Source organism: Kribbella sp. NPDC023972 (genome assembly GCF_040639075.1).
Taxonomy (GTDB): domain Bacteria; phylum Actinomycetota; class Actinomycetes; order Propionibacteriales; family Kribbellaceae; genus Kribbella.
The window spans coordinates 629706-646258 of the sequence record NZ_JBEZZH010000003.1 but is presented as its reverse complement, the minus strand read 5'-3'; the positions used below and the strand labels follow the sequence as shown (position 1 = coordinate 646258).

Annotated in this window: 17 protein-coding genes and 1 pseudogene; 7 read left to right on the top strand and 11 right to left on the bottom strand. The window is 67.6% G+C overall.

Annotation, left to right across the window (positions count from 1 at the left end):
* Nucleotides 1-274 precede the first annotated feature (274 nt).
* Both AB0F43_RS16230 and AB0F43_RS16225 read right to left on the bottom strand, forming a co-directional pair.
* Nucleotides 275-889 (bottom strand): NAD(P)H-dependent oxidoreductase, encoded by a 615-nt coding sequence (locus AB0F43_RS16230; RefSeq protein WP_360476341.1) that lies wholly within the window; start codon nt 887-889, stop codon nt 275-277.
* A 57-nt stretch (nt 890-946) separates the two neighbouring features.
* Nucleotides 947-1624: a DedA family protein gene (locus AB0F43_RS16225; protein ID WP_360476338.1), complete on the bottom strand. Its 678-nt coding sequence runs from the start codon at nt 1622-1624 to the stop codon at nt 947-949.
* 133 nt (nt 1625-1757) lie between these two features.
* Here AB0F43_RS16225 and AB0F43_RS16220 point away from each other — a divergent pair, with 133 nt between their 5' ends.
* Nucleotides 1758-2993, top strand: coding sequence for a histidine kinase (locus AB0F43_RS16220; RefSeq protein WP_360476335.1), 1236 nt, complete (start codon nt 1758-1760; stop codon nt 2991-2993).
* Between the two features lie 289 nt (nt 2994-3282).
* Nucleotides 3283-3942, top strand: a complete 660-nt coding sequence (locus AB0F43_RS16215) for a response regulator transcription factor (RefSeq protein ID WP_360476332.1) — start codon at nt 3283-3285, stop codon at nt 3940-3942.
* A 97-nt stretch (nt 3943-4039) separates the two neighbouring features.
* Here AB0F43_RS16215 and AB0F43_RS16210 read toward each other — a convergent pair whose 3' ends face one another.
* A complete protein-coding gene (locus AB0F43_RS16210) occupies nt 4040-4789 on the bottom strand; it encodes an SDR family oxidoreductase (protein ID WP_360476329.1) in 750 nt (249 codons plus the stop codon).
* 18 nt (nt 4790-4807) lie between these two features.
* Between AB0F43_RS16210 and AB0F43_RS16205 the strand changes: the two genes are divergently transcribed.
* Nucleotides 4808-5380, top strand: coding sequence for a TetR family transcriptional regulator (locus AB0F43_RS16205; RefSeq protein WP_360476326.1), 573 nt, complete (start codon nt 4808-4810; stop codon nt 5378-5380).
* Between the two features lie 26 nt (nt 5381-5406).
* Nucleotides 5407-5712 carry a metalloregulator ArsR/SmtB family transcription factor gene (locus tag AB0F43_RS16200; RefSeq protein ID WP_360476323.1) on the top strand — a complete coding sequence of 102 codons (306 nt, stop codon included), beginning with the start codon at nt 5407-5409 and terminating at the stop codon, nt 5710-5712.
* 303 nt (nt 5713-6015) lie between these two features.
* Here AB0F43_RS16200 and AB0F43_RS16195 read toward each other — a convergent pair whose 3' ends face one another.
* The 3 genes from AB0F43_RS16195 to AB0F43_RS16185 all read right to left on the bottom strand — a co-directional run bounded on the left by AB0F43_RS16195 (nt 6016) and on the right by AB0F43_RS16185 (nt 7678).
* Nucleotides 6016-6639 carry an antibiotic biosynthesis monooxygenase gene (locus AB0F43_RS16195; RefSeq protein ID WP_360476320.1) on the bottom strand — a complete coding sequence of 208 codons (624 nt, stop codon included), beginning with the start codon at nt 6637-6639 and terminating at the stop codon, nt 6016-6018.
* Nucleotides 6640-6762: 123 nt separating this feature from the next.
* Nucleotides 6763-7281, bottom strand: coding sequence for a DUF3995 domain-containing protein (locus AB0F43_RS16190; protein ID WP_360476317.1), 519 nt, complete (start codon nt 7279-7281; stop codon nt 6763-6765).
* Nucleotides 7268-7678, bottom strand: coding sequence for a hypothetical protein (locus AB0F43_RS16185; protein ID WP_360476314.1), 411 nt, complete (start codon nt 7676-7678; stop codon nt 7268-7270). The genes AB0F43_RS16190 and AB0F43_RS16185 overlap by 14 nt, the downstream gene beginning before the upstream one ends.
* A 300-nt stretch (nt 7679-7978) precedes the next feature.
* On the opposite strand from AB0F43_RS16185, the gene AB0F43_RS16180 reads away from it, so the two are divergent.
* Entirely contained in the window at nt 7979-8728 is a 750-nt protein-coding gene (locus AB0F43_RS16180; protein WP_360476311.1) for a hypothetical protein, read from the top strand.
* A gap of 96 nt (nt 8729-8824) precedes the next feature.
* Here AB0F43_RS16180 and AB0F43_RS16175 read toward each other — a convergent pair whose 3' ends face one another.
* The 4 genes from AB0F43_RS16175 to AB0F43_RS16160 form a co-directional block, all read right to left on the bottom strand.
* On the bottom strand, nt 8825-9178 hold the full coding sequence (locus AB0F43_RS16175; protein ID WP_360476308.1) for a VOC family protein: 354 nt from the start codon (nt 9176-9178) through the stop codon (nt 8825-8827).
* 1 nt (nt 9179) lies between these two features.
* The gene (locus tag AB0F43_RS16170) at nt 9180-10001 is read right to left on the bottom strand and encodes a MerR family transcriptional regulator (protein ID WP_360476305.1); all 822 of its coding nucleotides are present in this window, start codon (nt 9999-10001) and stop codon (nt 9180-9182) included.
* A gap of 162 nt (nt 10002-10163) precedes the next feature.
* On the bottom strand, nt 10164-11525 hold the full coding sequence (locus AB0F43_RS16165) for a ricin-type beta-trefoil lectin domain protein (RefSeq protein ID WP_360476302.1): 1362 nt from the start codon (nt 11523-11525) through the stop codon (nt 10164-10166).
* Nucleotides 11525-13420 (bottom strand): ricin-type beta-trefoil lectin domain protein, encoded by a 1896-nt coding sequence (locus tag AB0F43_RS16160; RefSeq protein WP_360476299.1) that lies wholly within the window; start codon nt 13418-13420, stop codon nt 11525-11527. Before AB0F43_RS16160 ends, AB0F43_RS16165 begins: the two co-directional genes overlap by 1 nt.
* 289 nt (nt 13421-13709) lie before the next feature.
* On the opposite strand from AB0F43_RS16160, the pseudogene AB0F43_RS16155 reads away from it, so the two are divergent.
* Nucleotides 13710-14018: pseudogene (locus tag AB0F43_RS16155) on the top strand (ricin-type beta-trefoil lectin domain protein); the annotation flags it as partial.
* A 58-nt stretch (nt 14019-14076) separates the two neighbouring features.
* On the opposite strand, the gene AB0F43_RS16150 reads toward AB0F43_RS16155, so the two are convergent.
* The gene (locus AB0F43_RS16150) at nt 14077-15267 is read right to left on the bottom strand and encodes an ROK family transcriptional regulator (RefSeq protein ID WP_360476297.1); all 1191 of its coding nucleotides are present in this window, start codon (nt 15265-15267) and stop codon (nt 14077-14079) included.
* Nucleotides 15268-15500: 233 nt separating this feature from the next.
* Between AB0F43_RS16150 and AB0F43_RS16145 the strand changes: the two genes are divergently transcribed.
* Entirely contained in the window at nt 15501-16547 is a 1047-nt protein-coding gene (locus tag AB0F43_RS16145; RefSeq protein ID WP_360476294.1) for a LacI family DNA-binding transcriptional regulator, read from the top strand.
* The last annotated feature ends 6 nt before the right edge of the window (nt 16548-16553 follow it).

Below are 16553 nucleotides of genomic sequence, written 5' to 3'. Positions count from 1 at the left end.
GTGGGTGCCCTCCACCAGGGCACCCACCTACCTCTTTCTCCAAGCACCGCAGCAAAGGAACCTCTCGCGGCCCCCCACACGCCCCACCCCTGCGCTACCGATCACCCTCAACTCCCTGACGCCTCGCCACACACGTCCCGCAGCACACGCCTCCCGCAGCGCACGTCTTGCGCAGACCCCCGCAGCACATGTCTCGTAGCAAACTCCCGCAGCTCTCGGCAGACATCCTGCAGCGGTACCGCGACGCACGCCGTGCAGGCAGGCCGGCGGATGGTCAGCGGGCCGGGATTGGTTCTGCGACAGGCTGGAGAGCGATCGTGGTGGCCTGGACGATGCCCGCGTTGGCGCGGATCCACCCGGCCAGGACCAACTGCAGATCCTCGAGATCCCGCTCCTCCAGGACCAGCCCCGGCACCGGCACACTCGCCCCCAACTCCGCCAGCACCGGCCGCAGATGCTGATCCGCCAGCAGCTTGTGGCTGGGCGCCGCGGACACCGTGACCGGCACAACCACCGCCCCCGACAACGCCTGCGGCGGCAACACATCCAGGAAGCTCTTCACCAGCCCGGTATAACTGCCCTTGTAAACAGGCGTTCCCACCACCAGCACAGACGCCGACGAGACCAGATCGATCGCACTCTCCAGCGCCGCCCGCTCAGCCTCCCCCGCGTGCTCCCCCTGAAAGATCGCCGGCGCGAACGTCACCAAGTCAACCAGCTCATCCATCCGGTACGGCGTACCGAGCTCGGACGCGAGCAGTTCGGCAACGGACGCGGCTGCCGCCGCCGTCCGCGAACCCGCCTTGGGGTTGCCCACCACGGTGACGACAGACTGCGGCCACACCGGCGGATCCGGCACAACCTGCGGTTCGAACGCGACTGAGGGCATCTGACCCATCTCCTGAGCTCGGCAGTGATGGATCGAGCGTAGCCAAAGTCGAGCGTCTTACTTGACTTTCTCAGATTCCGAACGGCTGGCCCGAACCTTGACAACGACGAACCACACCACAGCCGCCACCGCACCCGCGATCACGAGCCATTGGAAGACGCCCACCGATGACTCGACCACGTGCCACCGCTCCCCGAACTGGTACCCCGCGATGATCAACGCCGAGTTCCAGATCCCACTGCCGATGGCCGTCAGCATCAAGAACAGTGGCACGGACATGCGTTCCACCCCGGCCGGCACCGAGATCAGACTTCGCACCACCGGCACCAACCTGCCGATGAACACCGCCTTCGGCCCGTGCCGGTAGAACCAGTCCTCGGCCTTGTCGACGTCCTCCACCTTGACCAGCGGCAGCTTCCCCGCCAGCGCCCTGACCCGATCACGGCCCAGCCCAGCGCCCACGCCGTACAGGGCGAGCGCACCGACGATCGACCCGACGGTGGTCCACACAATCGCGCTGACGAGACCGAGATCACCGCGGCTGGCGGCGAATCCGGCCAGCGGCAGGATCACCTCACTGGGCAGAGGCGGGAACAGGTTCTCCAGCGCTACCGCGACCCCGGCGCCCGGTGCACCGAGCTTCTCCATCAGACCGATCGCCCATCCAGCCACCCCTCCAGTCGGTTCGTGCGTCGCCTGCAGCGCGGTCATCATCACCTGATTCGTCGTGAGCATGCCGACGACGGTAGGCCCGCGGAACCGGTCCGCACACTGAGGTCAACCGCCGTCTTTTCTGCGGATTTTCCACAGTACAGAACTGCGGAAAACCACAGTTTCTTCATGCCCTGTGCCCATTACTCTTGCGGGCATGCAGCAACGACACGGCCTCGTACGACGGAGCATCGCGACCCTGGCGGGTCTGATGTCCGGCGCGCTCACGGCTGTGATCGAGCTGCTGTTCGTGCTGTTGTCGGCGCTGATACTGGTTCCGGTCATCGCGACACCGCGGGCCCGGCGTTCGACTGAGGCCTTCGTCCATCGTTGCGCACGGCAACTTGCGGCGATGGAGCAGCGCCGCCTCGCCACCTTCCACACCGTCCAGGACCTCGGTCCCTACTCCGACCGTTCGGCGTACGTCTACATCCTCAGACGCTGGGCGATCGGCGGCCTGGGCGGCCTCGTGGTGCTGTTGCTGATGTTCGGGCTGGTCGTCGCGGGGACGATGGTCAGTGCCTGGGCTCTGAACGGCCCTTGGGGGTTCATCGAGAGCGCCGGCCGGGTCAGCACCGCGACACTGCTGGTGGCGTCGATTCCCGGCGCCCTGCTGCTCTATCTGAATGTGATGGGGCTCCTAGGCGTCGTCGACCTGGACGCCCGGCTGGCCCGTCGCTATCTGGTGCCGTCCGTCGAGGAGACGCTCACCCGTCGGATCTCCGAGCTGACCGTGAGCCGCGCCGAGGTGATCGAGGTGGTGAACGACGAGCGTCGCCGGATCGAGCGTGATCTACACGACGGCGTTCAGCAGCGCCTGGTCGCCCTCGGCCTGCTCCTCAGCCGCGCCCGCCGTACCCGCGACCCGGCGCAGGCCACCGAACTCGTCCGCCAAGCGCACGAGGAGTCCGAGTTGGCGCTCGCGGATCTCCGCGACGTCGCGTGGCGCGTCTACCCCACCGTGCTCGACCAACTCGGCCTCCGCGACGTCATCGCCGTACTCGCCGAACGCTCGAGCATCCCGGTGCGACTGTCCTACGACCTCCCCGACCGCCCGCCACCAGGTATCGAGACAGCGGCGTACTTCGTCATCTCCGAAGCCCTGACCAACGCCACCAAACACTCCAACGCCACCCACATCGACGTCACTCTCACCAGTACGCCGCCCGCCACCGCCCAGCCAGAGCTGACGACAAGCGGCGACGCCACGCAAGACCGCAAGGACGCATTCATCCTGGTCACCGTCACCGACGACGGCCAGGGCGGCGCCGACCCCCACGGCCGCGGCCTCACCGGGCTAGCCGGCCGAGTAGCCGCCAGCGACGGCCACCTAACCATCACCAGCCCACCCGGCGGCCCCACCACCATCCACGCGGAGCTCCCATGCCCCTGACCCCCGCCTTCCCACACCCCAAGGCGCCCCACGCCGCCGGAGCCCCCACGCGCCCGATCCAGGCACAGGACCCGAACCTCCCACCCGGACCATGCCCGCCCCGTCCTCCCCGGCAAACAGCCGCAAGTCCACCCATCAAATGCGATGGGGTCCGGGGGCGCCACTGCAGCGGAGCCCACATGCGCAGGCAGCTGGCCTGGGGCTCGACCTTCCTATCCGGAGTCCTCATGCACCTGAACCCACAGGCCTTCCCGGCCGGCCAACCGAGAAACAACCCTGCGGAGGTGCCATGCGGGTAATCCTGGCTGAGGACTCGACTCTGCTCCGGGAAGGGCTGGTGCGCCTGCTGGTTGAGGAAGGTCACGAGGTGCTGGCCGCGGTTGGGGACGGAGATGCATTGGTTGCGGCCGTGCGGGCGGGGGCCGACGAGGGCGTCCTGCCTGATGTCGTGTGCGTCGACGTACGCATGCCGCCAACTCACACCGACGAAGGACTACGTGCAGCTCTGACGATTCGGGAGACGTGGCCGTCGGTGGGTGTTCTCGTGTTGTCGCAGTACGTCGAGAGGTCGTATGCGAGTGAGCTGATCACCTCCGGGCAAGACCGGATCGGCTATCTGCTGAAGGACCGGGTGATGCGCGTCGAGGAGTTCCTGGAGGCGCTCGAGCGCGTCGGCTCCGGTGGTGTCGCCCTGGACCCGGAGGTGGTTCGCCAGCTCCTGTCCCGCACCACGCACACCGACCCGCTGCTGAAACTCACTGCCCGCGAACGCGAAGTCCTCGCGATCATGGCGGAGGGCCACAACAACACCGGCATCGCCGAACGCCTGTTCATCTCGTCCAGCGCCGTCGAGAAACACGCCAACGCCATCTTCGACAAACTAGGCCTCACCCACACCCCCGGTTACAACCGCAGAATCAAAGCCGTCGTCACCTACCTCACCAACTAAGACCTGCGCGTCGTCGGCTGGTGCCGCGGGACTTCGGGGGGATCAGGTCGGGGGCGCCGAGTGTCCCTGCGTCCGCACGTCGCGCGTGGGCGGAACATCACTGACTGCACGGATGCGATCCAGGCGTCGACGCCGCGAGCCGATCTCCAGCACCGCGGCAGGCCGAGTACGGGATCACCTGAACGGCGATGTCCTCGGCCCGGCCGAGACGGTCCTGGGCTGTTAGGGCTGTGATCGCGTTGGTCAGGCCGGGCGTGTCGAACAGCGGCGCGTTTGCGTCGGTTCTGGTTGCGCCGGGCGCGACTGCGTTGACGGTGATACCGCGGGCGCCCAGGGACTGGGCGAGGGTGAATGTCATCGATTCGAGGGCGGCTTTGGTCATGGCGAAGGACGTCTGGGTCGGGTTCGCCATCCGGGTGGCCACGGAGGAGATCGAGATGATCCGGCCACCGTCCCGCAGCAACGGCAGCACACGCTGGATCAGGAAGTACGGCGCCCGGACATTGACTGCGAACAGCCGATCGAACGCGTCCACGGTGTCGGTCTCGATCGGTCCGGCCGGCGCCGCAGCGGCGTTGTTGACCAGGATGTCCAGCGGCCGGCCGGCCAATCCGGCCTCGAGTTGCGAGACGAGGTTGTCGACGTCACCGGGTACGCCGAGCTCCGCGCCGATCAGGAATCCACGACCGATCCGTGCCAACGTCTCCTCGGCTCCGGCCTTGTCGCTGTTGTAGTGCACAGCCACCTCGACCCCGTCCGCGGCCAGCCCTTCCGCAATCGCACGCCCGATGCCCCGCGAAGCCCCGGTCACCAGTGCAACCCTGTCGTTGATGTTAGATACTCTCATGATGTTAGTATCTATCACATGAATCTGAGGGAGCGTCGTCGCGCCGAGACGCGGCTGACGATCCAGCGACAGGCGGTCCGGCTGTTCACGGAGCGCGGGTACGCCGCAACCACTGTGGACGAGGTGGCCACCGCGGCCGGAGTTGCCGCGATGACGGTGTACCGGCACTTCCCCACCAAGGAAGACCTTGTCCTGTACGACGATTTCGACCACCTGGCCGCCGCAGCCCTCCCAGAGATCCCGGCGGACGAGCCGCTCGTCGTCCGCATCGGCCGGACTCTCGCGGCCACGTACGAACAGGCCATTGCGGACAAGGAGTTCCACCTCGCCCGGCTGCGACTGATGATCTCGACGCCGGCGCTCCGCGCTCGCCACCTGGACAGCCAGTACTCCACCCAAGAGGCACTCGTCACCGCGGTCTGCGCCGGATCCGATGACGCCGCGCTGGAGTTTCAGGCTCGTGCCGCGGCGAGCGCATGCCTCGGGGTGGCCCACATCGCCTTGCTCCGCTGGGCCGCCGAGGACGGCAGCCCAGATCTGCGCAAGCTCTTCGAGGAAGCGTTCACGACAACGTTCGGACACATCCTCTGAGTCGGGCGGCGACGTATATTCCTGATATGGCAAGTGCGTTCGAGGTGCTGGCGGAGGGGCGGCGGCGGGAGATCCTGGATCTGCTGCGGGGCGGCGAGCGGCCGGTCGGCGAGCTGGTCGAGGAGCTGTCGTTGAGTCAGCCCGCGGTGTCGAAGCATCTGAAGGTCCTGCGGGATGCCGGGCTCGTGGAGGTTCGGACCGACGCCCAACGGCGGTGGTACCGGCTCCGCCCGGCGCCACTGGCCGAGATCGACGCCTGGCTGGAGCCGTACCGCGACCTCTGGCGTAGCCGCCTCGACGCGCTCGAAGCCCACCTCGACACGATGGACTAACCGCCGAGGTCGAGGCCTGCTGTGCGGCACTGCCACCACAAGCGCCAGGGCCCGACACCTCGACGCTCCCGACCTCGGCATCCCCACCACCCGAGCCCCCGGACCCGGCACCCCCACCACTCACCCCCCGGTCCCGTCGTCTGGGGCACTTGAGGTGCACAGCCAGCACAGAGCAGCACAAACGGCCCGGACCTTGCGATCCGGGCCGTACTGATCGTGCGGGCCGTACTGAACGTGAGGCCCATGCCTCAGCGACCGGCCCGTGCTGAACCTGCGGTGCCCGTGCTGAGCGAGCGGGAACGGTCAGGTGAGTTCGGGCACGCGGAGGTGGGCGATCGCCAGTTCGAACTCGCAGACGTCAAGCACCTCGGCGCCGGCTTCCTTGGTGGTGGAGGAACGCATCGAGGCGGCGGCGTCGCGGTTGCTGTCCATCGCCTCCTGGCTGTCGTACGTGACGGAGGAGACCGCGCGACCGGAGGCGCGGTCGACCAGCAGACTGGCGCTGCAGAAGCCGGCCAGATCCTCGAGTCTGGGCAGTGACGCCATCTTGTAGACGTCGATCGACCGGTCCAGGTTCGCCGGGTCGACCTTTACCCAGGTGGCGCGAACGCAGGCGCCCTCCCCTGAGCGGTGGTCACGGTGCAGTACTGCGATCTCCCACTCCTCGGTCTTCGGGCTGCCGCTACCCATCCTCTCGGCGATCCGCTCCCGGATCGGGCGGAGCTGTTCGTCGGTGGCCCGCATCGCCTCCTCCGACTGCCAGGCGCTGGTGGCGATGCACCGTCCCGTCTCCCGGTCGGCCAGCATGGACAGCCCGATACAGCCGTCCATCTCCAGGATCATGGGCATGACCTCGTCACGCACCTGCGCGATGCCGGCGTCGATCGACCCCGGCTTGGCATTGATCGTGGTGGAACGCGCGTACACGATCCACCCCCTTTGCCCTCAGGGCAGCGCCCCGGCGGCGCCACCGGTCGCAACCCACATTGCTCCGCAAGCACCGCCCTGGCAATCCCCCGGCGACCACACCCGAGCACCATGTCTCGCCGATCACAACCGCTCACGTTCGGTACTTCGCGCGAGCCGCCACCCGGCCGTCACCCAGGACGCACCCCAGAGCAGGAAGAACGGCGACCACAACAGCAGGTCCCACCACGCGAGGTCTCGAGCCAGTACGGCGTACTCCTCCGGCGGCGGCCGTAGTCCGGTCAGCAGCAACGCATCACCGACGAAGCCGAACCCCACGACTCCGACCGATCGGGCAATCATGACGATCCCCAAGGTCCACGCCAAAGCCACCAGGAGCCGGCGTGGAACCGCCGTACCCCACGAGCGGACCGAGGCCAGCGCGACAACGACGCCTGTTGCTGCGACACAAGCCAATACCCAGTGGCTGGCCACGAAGAGCGGGTCACGTGCGAGCAGTCGCTCGCGAAGCTCGGGAGGTAGCGGGTCCTTGTCGGCCAGTGCGTTGGCGCCCAAGGCCTGGGCGAGCTTCATCGACCCGTAGACCGCTGAAAGGACGGCGGCGCCGTAGCCGCCGACCCGCGCCCGATCAGTCCACGCCACGGCGTGTCGCCAGTACGTACGACCGGAACATCTCCACAGACAAGGCGACGGCGACGACCCCGACCACGCCGTGGTACCACTGCCAGCCCACACCGATCCCGACGAACCCGTCCACGGCCATGACTCCGCCGCCGCCCACGACAGCCAGTGTCATTACAGCGAGCACGACCAGCATCGCCATCCTGGGTACGCCGCGGCCCATCGCGGTGACTGTGGCGACAGCGATCCCTGCACCCAGCACTCCTGATGCGCATGCGAGCCACTGCGCCAGCGCCGGGTCGAGAAAGTAGCTCGCGTTCTCCGCCGCCGACACCGGCGGACCACCGGGGAACCCAAGCCGCGCCTGGACCGCGAACGCAGCCTTCCCGGCGGCGTACCCGAGCATCAGCACCGCCATCCCGTACGCCGGCCACCGGCGCGGACGACCGGGACTACCCAGAGCCCGACCGTCCCGCCCACCGGAATCACTCAGAGCGCGACCCGCCCGGCGACCGGAACCACCCACAGCTCGACCGTCCTCGGAATCACTCAGAGCTCGACCGGCCCGGCGAGCGGAAGCAACTAAGCCTTGACCGGCTTGGCGATCGGTTTGAACCATGGCTCGACGGTAGAACCGGCGGCCCCGAGAGCACTCCCGCCAGCGGGTGAATCACCTCCCCCGTACGGGTGAGAACGGGGCCGATGATTCACTGGCCCGATGACAGAGCTCGGACAGGCTCGCGCCGCCCGGTGGTGGGTTCGGGGGCGACGGATCGGATCGATCGAGCGGGCCGCGGCGTTCGTCGACGATGTCGGGTTCGCGGTGTTGTTCCCGGCACCGCGGGCCGTCGTACCGTCTTTGTGGGAGGCGGTGGCCGGCGAGGACGAGGAGCCGTTCGGTTCCGGCATGGGGACGAATGAGCAGCGGGTCTGGACCTGGAAGGACGAGCTGCCGCGCCGCGGTCTTGCCTGGTACGGCGCCTATCTCGGCGGCCGCGGGTCGTTCCTCGCGCCGGATCTCCTCCAAGCGCTCTACCCGGGCGCCGGCCACCCCAGTGACCACGAGTCGCTCGAGTTGTCGCCCGCAGCCCACGAGATCGCCAAGGCCATCGCGGCGGAGCCGTTGCCGAGTGCAACACTGCGTGCACTCATCGGCGATCGAAGCCGCTACCAGCGCGCGATCACCGAGCTCCAGCGGAACCTGCTGGTCACCACAGCCGGCGTCGAGGAGACCGGCCCCGGCTGGCCCGCCGCCTTGATCGCGCTCACCTGCGACCAGTTCGAGGTAGGCGGCGGGACCGACCACGTGCGCGCAACGCAAAGGTTCCTGGACACGATGCTGGTGACCACACCCGCCGAACTCGCCCGCACCTTCCGCTGGCCAACGGCCCAAGCCCGAGCCCGCCTGAACGAGCTGGTAGACCAGGGCCAAGCAACCCTCGACGGCACCCACTACCGACACACCTAGCCCAGCCGAGCACCTCGCCTTCCGGACTACCGAGCCCAGCTCCGCCGGGTCGAGGACGGCGCCTTCGGCCGGGCGGGATAGTACGTGCGGGTCGGATTAGCGGTGTTCGGCGAGGTCGAACACGTTGCCTTCGGGGTCGGCGAGGGTGACCCAGTGGATGCCGTACTCGTCGTACTCGTCCAGCCGCTTGGCCCCGAGGGAGACCAGCCGGTCGACTTCTGCGGCCCAGTCGGCGGTGGCGAGGTCGAGGTGCACACGGTTCTTGCCGTTGCGGGGCTCCGGCACCTGGAGGAACATCAGCACCGGCGAGGCGCCCTCGGTCTTCCCGACGGTCGCGAAGTACTCGTTGCCGTCAGCATCGACTTGACGGTTGAGGGCGGCCGCCCAGAATCCGGCGATCTCAGCGGCGTTGGTGCAGTCGAAGGAGATTGCTTCAACGGTGATGGACATGTCAGCCTTTCGGTGCAGGGATTCGCTGGATCGGCCAGCAGATTTCGGTACGCCAGGCGGTCGGGTCGTCCACGTCGCCTGGGCTGACGACGTACAGCTCGCGGATCGGTCCCGGCGCGACCTCGCAGTGCTCTGCGACGTGGCTGCCGAGCGCGCCGTAGCTGCGGTCGAAGTCGGTCAGTGGTCCGGTGTGTACTGCGATCGCGAAGAACCCACCGGGCAGGTCGATCAGCTCGACGCCGTCGGCAGGCTCCTGATCCGGCGCGACCGGCAGGAACGCGACCACCTCACCGGTGTCGTCGGTGAAGAACTCATCGCTGTACGTCGCTCCGGAGGTGGCGGCGATGCCATGCTCCGCGGCCACTGCGCCGAGCCGCCTGAAGACGCGTTCGCACCAGGGCCCGATCTGCTCTCGCTCGACCTGATCCCGTACGCCGTACGCCCGGAACGCCGGGATGAAGCGGTAGTCGACGTCCAGGGCCGGTTGCCCTGGGGTCAGCATCTCGCGCAGTGAGGTGACGACCTCGCGGGTGTGCGCGAGCTCCTGTTCCATCCGCTCGAGGTGCGCGCGGAGCGTCTGCTCCCGCTCGGGGCCGTCGGTCGTCTCGACGACCTGCCGGACTTCCGGGAGCGGCATCCGCAGCTCCCGGAGCCGGCGGATGAGCAGGGCCGTCTCGACCTGAGCGGTGCCGTACCGCCGGTAGCCCGACGCCGGGTCGACCGAGGCCGGAGCCAACAGGCCGATGTCGTGGTAGTGATGCAGGGTCTTCACGCTGAGATGCGTCAGGCGGGAGAACTCCCCCACCGTCACCAGTGCCGCCATGCCCCCAACCTTCCACCCTCCGGTAGCCGGAGGGTCAAATCCACGCCGTGGGGGAGAAAAGGAAGAGACAGAGCGACCCGATGAGCGCGCCTGGATGGGGAGAAGGAACGTCCGGCGGGGTAGATCGGTGGGGGTGGGCGGGTTGCCCACCCCCACGAGCGGTCAGCCGCGGTAGCGGGCTATCACCTTGGTGAAGTCCCAGGGTTGCTGCGGGACTCCTGAGCAGCTGTCGGCCGGGCCGCCGGTGCAGGGGCGGTCGCGGTTGACCGACCAGAAAGTGAAGCGGGCCAGGTGGTGCTGGGAGGCGTACGCCAGCATCGACTCGAAGTCGGACAGGTTGACGCGTTCGCCGGCGACATCGGTGATCCCGTTCATCGACGAGATGCCGATCTTCCGGTACGCCGCGTCGTCGCTCAGCCCGTAGGCGTCGCGCACCCGGTTCTTCAGCCCGTCGGCCGCCTGCCGGGTCAGTGTGCCCATGTTGTTCGTGCCACCGCCGAAGTTGAACGGCATGATCACCCAGCCGTCCAGGTTGAGCCCGGAGGCGGCCCCACGCCGGATCAGGTCCTGCCCGCTCCCGTCCGGCCCGGTCGTCGACGTACCGAAGGTCAGGTACGTCGCGATCCCCGGGTTGTTCTGCTCGACGATCTTCAGCGCGTCGATCACCCGCTGGCGTACCGTCGCGTTGCTGAACTCGGTCGCCTCGATGTCCACGTCGAACGCCTTCAGCGACAGCGCGTTGATCACCTTCTGGTACGCCGCCGCCAGCTCGCCGGCACTGCCACAGCTCTCACCGAGTTTGTTCCCGGACCAGCCGCCGACCGAGACGACGACGTCACCGCCGTTCGCCCGGATCGTGTTGATCGCCTGCTGGTCGACACCGCCGGTGAGCGGGCGCTGGCCGTCCCACATCGGGTTGCAGTACCCGTTGGACAGGATGAACGCCATCGTGAACCACTTCACCCCGGTCGCGTTCATCACGGTCGCCGGGTTCGGCGGGCTTCCCCAGCCCTGGTACAGGTACGGCGCCGCCGCCACCGGCGCACCGCCCGTCGGCGGCGGACCGTCCTGGGCCGGGACGTTCCACTTCTGGTTCGCCGCGCCGGTGCACGTCCACAACTGCAACGGGGTGGCGTTCGCCGAATTGTTGCCGGTGACATCCAGGCACTTGTTCGCCTGCGGGTTCACCAGGTCCCGCCCCGACGTATACGTCCATTGCTGCGCGCCGCTGCCATTGCACGTCCACAGCTGAACACGCGCACCATCAGCGGTCGAACCACCGCTCACGTCGAGACACTTACCCAGGGCACGGATCGTCCCATCGGTGGAACGAGTCCATGACTGAGCGGCCGTCCCATTGCAGTCATAGAGCTGTACGGCGGTGCCGTCCGCACTGTTGGCGCCGGCAACATCAGCGCACTTCCCGGCCAGGCCGGTGATGGTTCCCGTGGCTGCCTGAGCCGTCGACGTCATCATGTTCGCACCCAGTACGAGCGCCGCACCCGCGGCCAAGAGCCGGCGCATCAGACGGTCCACTTCTGATTCGCCGCGCCCGTGCAGGTCCAGATCTGCAGCGGTGTCGCGTTCGCGGAATTGTTGCCGGTCACATCAAGACACTTGTTCGCCTGGGGATTCACCAGATCTCTCTCGCTCGTATAGGTCCATTGCTGGGCCGCACTCCCGTTGCACGAATACAGCTGCACGCGCGCACCATCGGCCACCGATCCGCCGGCCACGTCGAGGCACTTGCCCAGGGCCCGGATCGTCCCGTCACCGGGCCGGCTCCACTGCTGCGCCGTCGTACCGTTGCAGTCATACAGTTGTACGGCGGTCCCGTCCGCACTGTTGGCCCCGGCAACATCGATGCACTTGCCGGCCAATCCGCTGATCGGCGTCCCCGTACCACCGCCACTCTGCGAACCCGTCCACGTGAACGTCGCCGACGTCTTGGTCGGCAGCGTGTAGACGAACGACTGCGAGCCCCAGTTCACCCGCACCGACTGCGAGCTGCCCGTCATGTTGAACGCGATCAGCGCCTTCGAGCCGTCCGGGTTCTTCCAGGCCACGTTCTTCACCGAGTTGTTCGCGGACGAATCGATCCGGACCGCGCCCGGCTTCACGAACTTGGTCAGGTGACCCATCGTGTAGTACTCGACCGTCTTGTCCACCTGACCGGCCCGGCTGCCACCACGCTGCACGGTCACCAGACCCGTGCACACGTTGCAGCCGGCACCGACGTACGGGAGGTGGTTCTGGTCGAGCGCGAGGCTCCACTTCACCCAGGACTTGCTCCAGTTGCGGGTGTAGTCGATCAGGTTGTTCATGTCCTCGACCTGCTGGTTCGCGATCCACGTGCCGCCGGAGTGCTCGGTCATGTAGTGGTTCACGGCCGGGTACTGGTTGTGCACCTGCGTCTGCAGGTTCACGTCACCGCCGTACCCGTGCCAGGCGATCCCACCGAACAGCGGGTCGTTGCGCAACGCGGCATCGGCCAGCGGCACCGAGCCGAGGTCGTTGTAGTTACCCCAGTTGTAGTCCAGGATCATCACCTTCGTGGTGATGCCGGCCGCACGGAACGCCGGGATCAGGTGGTTCTTGGTGAACTCGAGCAGGCCGGAGCCGTTCCAGTTCATCGACGCGTAGCCGGTGTTGTCGGTGCCGCAACAAGTCGGCTCGTTCTGCACCGAGACGTAGTCGATGTGATTGCCCTGGGCCTCGTTCTGCTGGACGTACTTGACGAAGTACTGGGCGTACATCGGGTAGTACTCCCACTTCAGCCACCCGCGGTTGGTGAACTTGTTGTTGTCCTTCATCCAGGCCGGCGAGCTCCACGGCGAGCCTTTCACCTTCAGCGTCGGATTGAGCTGGCGCGCCTTCTTGGTCAGTGGTACGACGTCGGTCAGGTCATGGCCGATGCTGAAGTCGTTGAGATCGCAGCACGTGTCGTCGTACGAGTAGTTGAACCGGGCCAGGTCCGACGCGCCCATCGGGTTGCGGACGAAGGCGAGGCCGATCCCGTCCACCGGGTCGAACAGGTCGCGCATCACCTGGTCGCGGGTGGCGGCCGTGATCGTGTTGCTGCTGTTCAGCAGCCAGGCGGCGCTGTCGGTGAACGATGCGCCGCCGCCTTCGAACGACTGGTACGTCGTGTTCTCGTTGACCGTGATGGTCTGGTTCGCGGTCCCTCCGGCCGGGCCGAAGGTGACCGGCGTCTGCGGCTGCAGACCGCGGGTCACGTTGCGGCCGGCGGCGTCGTTGGTGGTGGTCAGCCAGATGTTGACCTGCTCACCAGCAGCCTGGGCAGCTGGTGCGGTGCCGAATCCGAGTCCGGCAGCGGCCACACAGCTGGCGGCCAGGACTACCGGCAGGATGCGTCGTCGCCAGGTGAGGGCGCGACGAAGTGTCCCGTTCGCGGGCATGGGGCGGTTCTCCCTTGTTCTAAAGGGTTCTGGGTCATCGGGAGTTGACGGCGTCTGCCCGCGCCGCAACAGGTGGTCAACAAGAGGTAACCATCCGTGTCCAAACGGTGTCAACGCCGCACGCGCACTTTTTTCATGTCTTTTATTTAGTCCCGACCTTGACGGGGGAGCGTCGTTCTCACACAAGGATCCGGCCGAGCCGAGCGTGGAGACGCGGACGTAGTCGATCGTCATCGTCTGCGGCCGGACCGTCGTACCGTCCGGGTAAGCCGCCAACGCCGCGGACGGCACCCCCGTCCAGCTCTACGACTGCAACGGAACCAACGCCCAGCAGTGGACCCGTCCCGGTGACGGCACGATCCGGGCCTTGGGCAAGTGCCTCGACGTGAACGCGGGATCGGTTGCCGACGGCGCCAAAGTCCAGCTCTGGACCTGCAACGGAAGCGGCGCCCAGCAATGGGTTCACACGTCCGGCCGGGACCTGGTGAACCCACAGGCCAACAAGTGCGTCGATGTCACCGGCAACAACTCCGCCAACGCGACACCCTTGCAGACCTGGACCTGCACCGGCGCCGCCAACCAGAAGTGGACCGTCTGAACCACCTCTTTCCGGGAGATTACTGTCACCTGGTGGCAGTAATCTTCCGAAAACCGGCCTAGCGAGCGGGTACGACGCCCCCGTCGCGAAGCAAGCGCAGCACGGGAAGCGTCGCCGCACCAAGGGCGACCGCATCCCGCCCGAGCTCGCACAACACGATCGACACCTGCGCGTACGGCTGCCGCAACGCATGCTCACCGACCGCCACCCGCAGGTCATCCAGATACCGCTCCCCCAGCAACAGTCCGGCCCATCCACCGAGCACGATCCGCTCCGGGTTGACCAGGTTGACCAGATTCGCGACCCCCGCGGCGAGATACCCCAACGTCTCGGCCACGATCGCCGCCGCGACGTCCGACGTACCGACGGCGTCGAGCAACTCGACGAAGGCCGCTTCCTCGTCGGCGGCTGACACCACGCCGCCGGCCTCCCGATACCGCTCGAGCACAGACTCGGCGCCGACATACGCCTCGAGACAGCCAACAGCTCCGCACCGGCATCGACGGCCGCCGTACGCGATCGTCATGTGGCCCCACTCGCCCGCGCTGCTGCGCGTGCCGCGATAGGTGGATCCGTCGGCGACCAAGGCCGCGCCGACGCCGGATCCGATCAGCGCCACCACCGCATCGGTCGCCCCGCGGCCGGCGCCGAACCAGATCTCCGCCTGGCCCAGCATGTTCGCGCCGTTGTCCACCTCGATCGGGATATCGGTGCCCTCGGCAATCAACTGCCGCAGCGGTACGGCGTCCCACCCGAGCGTCTGTGCGTCGACAACAGCGTTGCCCTCGACAACACCGGCGACCCCCACACCGAGGCCGAGGACCAGCTCGGACCGCACGCCGGACGAGGCGACAACCGTCGCAAGCCCTTCCAGGACGTGCTTCACCACTGTCGACGGCTGCGGCCTGTCGATCGGATAGTCGGCAGACGCGAGCACCTTCATCGAGAGGTCGAACAACTCGACCCGCACCCGGGTCTCGCCGACCTCCGCGCCCACGACGTACCGGAAGGTCGGCGACACCCGCAGCAGGATGCGCGGCCGTCCGCCTTCGGAGTCGACCGAACCGGCCTCCTCGACGACACCCTCGGCGATCAGTTCGCTGACCAGGTTGCTCACGCTCGCGGCACTCAGCGACGTCCGGTGACCCAGCTCGTACCGGCTGAGCGGACCCTCGCGGTAGATCGTGGTCAGCAGCGCCGACCGGTTGGACCGCCGCATGTCGCGCACAGTGGTCCGCCGAACGTCCATGCCGTCTACCCCTACCTGGTCCGGCCTCAGGCAGGCCGCTCCCGACAGAGTTCATCACGCCGTCCCGACAGGCCGGAAGAGACACCTTCTTCCAGGTCGTGAACTAAGGGGTGATTCGTTACCGTTCCGTGATTGACGGCTGTCGGCACCCTCGGCTTCACTCTACGGAACCGCTTCCGAAACCGGTTCCGGACCGCAAGCCGGAGCCTCACCCGCCTGAGGGAGTCAGCGCAGTGTCGATCACCATCGCCGATGTCGCGGCGCGTGCCGGCGTCAGCAAGACGACCGTCTCGCGCGTCCTGAACGGCAAGGGCGAGCTCGACCTGCGTACCGCCGAGCGGGTCCGTCAGGTGATCGCCGAGCTCGGGTACGTGCCGAGCGCCCGCGCGGTCGGCCTGGCCCGCGGCCGGACCCGGATCGTCGGCATGCTCGTCCCGTCGCTGACCTGGCCGTGGATGGGCGAGGTGCTGCAAGGCGCCGTCGACGTGGTCGAGAGCGAGGGGTACGGCCTGCTGCTCTTCACCTTCAACCGGGGTGAGGAGTCGATGCAGCAGTTCGCCTCCCAGGTCTCGGCCCAGTCCTTCGACGGCCTGCTGGTGATCGAGCCCGAGGGCACCCTCACCTACATCGAGCAACTGCACGCGCGCGGCCTGCCCGTCGTACTGATCGACGACCGGGCCAAGCGCCCGCAGTTCCCGTCCGTCGCCACCACCAACCGGGCCGGCGGTGAGTCCGCCGCCCGGCACCTGCTCGAGCTCGGCCGGCACAAGCCGCTGGTGATCACCGGCGTCGAGCGGTTCGGCTGTACCCACGAACGCCTGGACGGCTTCCGCGACACCTACGCCGAAGCCGGGATCGAGCTCGACCAGAGGCTTGTGTTCGAAGGCGATTTCACCCACGAGAGCGGCCGTCGCGGCGTGCAGCACGCGCTCGACCAGCGGCTCGAGTTCGACGCGATCTTCGCCCACAACGACCTGTCCGCCGGCGGCGCCATGCAGGCCGTCCGGGAGGCCGGACGGAACGTGCCGACCGACGTCTCGGTGGTCGGGTTCGACGACATCCCGTACGCCGAGCACACCGAGCCGCCGCTGACCACGGTGCATCAGCCGATGCGCCAGATGGGCCAGACGGCGGCCCGGATGCTGATGGGGTACTTCGGCGGCACGCCGCTGCCCGTGGACCCCCAAGTGCTGCCGACGACGCTGGTCGTCCGCAACTCAACCGCCCCGAAGACACCATCGAGATCGCCGAAACCCGCCCCGAGACACCGGCGCTCCTGAGACTCC

Excerpts from the sequence above, each read along its gene's own strand:
- AB0F43_RS16185 (WP_360476314.1), bottom strand. The coding sequence starts at position 7,678 with ATGGCGGTGCTGATGCTCGGGTACGCCGCCGGGAAGGCTGCGTTCGCG.
- AB0F43_RS16175 (WP_360476308.1), bottom strand. The coding sequence starts at position 9,178 with ATGTCCATCACCGTTGAAGCAATCTCCTTCGACTGCACCAACGCCGCT.
- AB0F43_RS16225 (WP_360476338.1), bottom strand. The coding sequence starts at position 1,624 with ATGCTCACGACGAATCAGGTGATGATGACCGCGCTGCAGGCGACGCAC.
- AB0F43_RS16205 (WP_360476326.1), top strand. The coding sequence starts at position 4,808 with ATGAATCTGAGGGAGCGTCGTCGCGCCGAGACGCGGCTGACGATCCAG.
- AB0F43_RS16220 (WP_360476335.1), top strand. The coding sequence starts at position 1,758 with ATGCAGCAACGACACGGCCTCGTACGACGGAGCATCGCGACCCTGGCG.
- AB0F43_RS16210 (WP_360476329.1), bottom strand. The coding sequence starts at position 4,789 with ATGAGAGTATCTAACATCAACGACAGGGTTGCACTGGTGACCGGGGCT.
- AB0F43_RS16160 (WP_360476299.1), bottom strand. The coding sequence starts at position 13,420 with ATGCCCGCGAACGGGACACTTCGTCGCGCCCTCACCTGGCGACGACGC.
- AB0F43_RS16215 (WP_360476332.1), top strand. The coding sequence starts at position 3,283 with ATGCGGGTAATCCTGGCTGAGGACTCGACTCTGCTCCGGGAAGGGCTG.
- AB0F43_RS16165 (WP_360476302.1), bottom strand. The coding sequence starts at position 11,525 with ATGCGCCGGCTCTTGGCCGCGGGTGCGGCGCTCGTACTGGGTGCGAAC.
- AB0F43_RS16170 (WP_360476305.1), bottom strand. The coding sequence starts at position 10,001 with ATGGCGGCACTGGTGACGGTGGGGGAGTTCTCCCGCCTGACGCATCTC.
- AB0F43_RS16180 (WP_360476311.1), top strand. The coding sequence starts at position 7,979 with ATGACAGAGCTCGGACAGGCTCGCGCCGCCCGGTGGTGGGTTCGGGGG.
- AB0F43_RS16200 (WP_360476323.1), top strand. The coding sequence starts at position 5,407 with ATGGCAAGTGCGTTCGAGGTGCTGGCGGAGGGGCGGCGGCGGGAGATC.
- AB0F43_RS16230 (WP_360476341.1), bottom strand. The coding sequence starts at position 889 with ATGCCCTCAGTCGCGTTCGAACCGCAGGTTGTGCCGGATCCGCCGGTG.
- AB0F43_RS16150 (WP_360476297.1), bottom strand. The coding sequence starts at position 15,267 with ATGGACGTTCGGCGGACCACTGTGCGCGACATGCGGCGGTCCAACCGG.